The sequence below is a fragment of the Pleionea sediminis genome (assembly GCF_007570825.1).
Taxonomy (GTDB): Bacteria; Pseudomonadota; Gammaproteobacteria; order Enterobacterales; family Kangiellaceae; genus Pleionea; species Pleionea sediminis.
This window is the reverse complement of sequence record NZ_SUNB01000020.1, coordinates 1-2985: the sequence shown is the minus strand read 5'-3', so window position 1 is coordinate 2985 and position 2985 is coordinate 1. Positions and strand designations below refer to the sequence as shown.

The 2985-nt window shown below is 42.1% G+C and carries 6 protein-coding genes; all 6 read left to right on the top strand.

Annotated features, from left to right (window positions below):
- Window positions 1-110 precede the first annotated feature (110 nt).
- The 6 genes from FAX86_RS22000 to FAX86_RS21975 all read left to right on the top strand — a co-directional run bounded on the left by FAX86_RS22000 (window position 111) and on the right by FAX86_RS21975 (window position 2819).
- The gene (locus FAX86_RS22000) at window positions 111-410 is read left to right on the top strand and encodes a hypothetical protein (RefSeq protein WP_144395653.1); all 300 of its coding nucleotides are present in this window, start codon (window positions 111-113) and stop codon (window positions 408-410) included.
- Between the two features lie 72 nt (window positions 411-482).
- Window positions 483-692, top strand: coding sequence for a hypothetical protein (locus FAX86_RS21995; RefSeq protein WP_144395652.1), 210 nt, complete (start codon window positions 483-485; stop codon window positions 690-692).
- Between the two features lie 71 nt (window positions 693-763).
- Window positions 764-1174 (top strand): hypothetical protein, encoded by a 411-nt coding sequence (locus FAX86_RS21990; RefSeq protein ID WP_144395651.1) that lies wholly within the window; start codon window positions 764-766, stop codon window positions 1172-1174.
- A gap of 73 nt (window positions 1175-1247) precedes the next feature.
- Entirely contained in the window at window positions 1248-1643 is a 396-nt protein-coding gene (locus FAX86_RS21985) for a DUF2750 domain-containing protein (protein WP_144395650.1), read from the top strand.
- Between the two features lie 78 nt (window positions 1644-1721).
- Window positions 1722-2204: a hypothetical protein gene (locus FAX86_RS21980; RefSeq protein WP_144395649.1), complete on the top strand. Its 483-nt coding sequence runs from the start codon at window positions 1722-1724 to the stop codon at window positions 2202-2204.
- A gap of 87 nt (window positions 2205-2291) precedes the next feature.
- A complete protein-coding gene (locus FAX86_RS21975; protein ID WP_144395648.1) occupies window positions 2292-2819 on the top strand; it encodes a CbrC family protein in 528 nt (175 codons plus the stop codon).
- Window positions 2820-2985 lie beyond the last annotated feature (166 nt).

Below are 2985 nucleotides of genomic sequence, written 5' to 3'. Positions count from 1 at the left end.
AAAGAATAAGTTTAACATTTAGGCATATATTGAAATGAAAACACTTAACCAAACGCTGAATTTAAGCGTAAACAACACGCTAAATTAGCGAAGCGTTATGTTTACGAACTATGATCGAGCAAGAATTAAAAACCGCACTTAACGATGCTGCTGAATACTTCGGTAGTCGCGGCATTACTGACTGGCGAAGTGAAGCATTGAAAGCAGTGCAAATGCTTGAGAGTGGCGATCTATCTTTTGTTGAGAGTTTGTGGCTTAAATATGCACCAACTTGTGATATCGATGATTTACTTATAATCAATGCGGACCCAGAAGACGAAGATAAGGTTAATTCATTGAATGCCGAATTAGCTAAAATAGCAAATAGAACATTTGCAATCTTAGACAGGCTGAAGAATGAAAAAACATAACGAAGTGCTGGAGAAAGTCGCCAATAAACAACAGCGCTTCTCAGCAAAGCGTTATATTCTCAAAGGAACATGATGAGTACAGAGTTCGAAGTCGAAATTGATGTGGTAATGCCGTTCAAGGTCAAAGTTAAAGCAAGTGATTCTGCTCAAGCATTTGACCTTGCTGAGGACGCGGCAATGGACCACCTAGACTTAAAAATTACTAACTCCAGAGAGTTCGAAGCATTTTGGGAAAACGATGTAAGCTTGCTGCGTAGAAAGTGCGAGCCTACATCAAAATGAAATATAACCAGTGCCAGCAATTGAAGGCAAAAACAAAAAGCGGCCTCAATTGAGGCGGGCGTTAGGTGTATATGTGTAACTGTAAAGAACTACCGAGTTCAGTTGTAAACATATCAATGAGTTACGCTTTCCGCGGCATAGAGTTACAAGGGGTTAAGCTTTTTCCCGAGTATTTTAATGGTTTGGATTCTGAGCGTTTCGAGCCTGAATTAAGTTACGAGTTTGAGCATTATAGATGCAAAGACTGCGGTCAATATTGGTACATATTTCTAGACTCAGATGAAAATCCATCTCCGTGGTTTTGCGTTAAATACCGAGATAGAGGATATGAGCCCTCAAAAGGAGAAATAGATGCTGAGAAACAGTTTTTGACTATTCTTGCCCATAATGGCTTTGGTTCGGGTAATTGTAGGGCATCTAAGTGTAGTAATTTGAAACTTAAAGGCAAAGAGTTGTGTCATTTACATTTAAGTTTGCCTTAGTATTCACACCTAACAAGAAAAGGCAGCGGATAAAATACCGCTGCTTCAAGCGTTATGCAAAAAAGGACAACTCATGCCCTACCAAATGAATCCGCAGCAATTTGAGTCGGTGTTAGCGCTAAATGGTGAAGATCGTAGCTCTCACTTTGTAGGCAAGGTTGCAGATTGGGAACAACTTTGGGGAGTTAAGGGTCCTAAAGGTTGGCTTGTTCCTCTTACAGATGATGGCTTGGAGTATTTTCCTGTCTGGCCTCATCCAGAATATGCTCAGAAAATTACAGATGAACACTTTCCTGGTCACAAAGCTGTTGAAATATCCCTAGAGGATTTTCTTTTTACGTGGTTGCCGACTTTTGAGAATGATGATGTAAAGGTTGCTGTTTTTCCAAATAAAGAGTGGACGCTATGGATAATGGAACCGTCAAATTTAGCAGAGTGTTTAAGAGATGAAATGGCTCAATATGAATGAGCATAACAAGAGTCAGGATTTCAACTCGTACCTCGTAAACTCAGACAAGCGTTATGTTCCCTGAGAGTCTCTGCTCCAATGAATACGGATGAACAGAAGAAAACGTGGCTAGAGGTGAATAATGCAATTAGTACTGCATGTGTAGACGCGGGCGAAGAATTTGAACGTATAGGCCTAGACGAATTGAGGGGAGTAGTTGAGCGAGCAGGTATTGGGTGTATAATTGCCTCAATCAAGGAGCTTTCACCTGAAGACACATCATTTGAGCTCTATTGGCTTGCAAAAGCTGGTTTCACTGAAGTTGAAGATGAGTTAGTTACGCTACTTGATAGTCCAGAGGAAGATCAGGTTGCAAATGCCGCAGTTGGCCTCGCGTATCTCGATAATCTGAAAGGATTCGAAGTCATAGAGAAAATGTGCCTTGGAGAATATAGAGTTAAATTAACAATGAGTCCAGAATGGACTTTTCTTGCATATTTACAAGAAATCAACAGCCCCAAAGCTATGCAATTAGCCAAAAAAATAATAAGTGGTGTTTATGATAGATGGGAAGGTAGTTGAACATAACAAACGCAAGCACACGGAGCAAATTTCCGCTGCGCTCCAATTTGTCCGGTGTTGTGGGCGTTAACTTTCTGAGGAGAAATCGTGGAACTCCCGAAGTTCAAGTATCACCCTGATCCAATTTCTACGGGTGCGATCAAGGAAAGCTGCGAAGTATGCGAGTGCTGTGAACAGGCTAGAGGGTATGTATACGCCTCGAATCTTTACGCTGAAGAAGAAATTGAGTTTATCTGTCCGTGGTGTATAGCGGATGGCTCCGCCGCTCAAAAATTTGATGGCATGTTCTCTGATGACTACCCGTTGCAAGAGGCTGGTGTACCAGAGGAGGTAATCTCGGAAGTGTGCGAGAGGACTCCAGGGTATAACTCATGGCAGCAGGAGGTATGGCAGGCACATTGCGGTACAGCTTGTGAATTCCATGGAGATGCAGAAAAAAAAGATCTAGTTGAGTTGGCGGGCGAAGCGCTCGAAAGGTTTCTCCGTGTTGAAATGATAAAGCCAGATGTTTGGCAAAACATTCTCGAGCATTACGAAAAAGGTGGGAATCCTGCAGTCTACAAGTTTAGATGCCCTGAGTGCTCGGAATTCATCTACACAATGGACTTTACGTAGTGTCACAAGTTAACAAGCGCATGTTGTCGGACTGGTTTTCCGCTGCGCTCCAAACCAGCCGCAAATGCGAGCGTTAGGTTGCAATAAGAATGCGCATAGACTTTTGCTTTAGAACTTATTCAATATTTGGGGGCAATGCCACACTAAACTTGGCTAGTAAATGGGT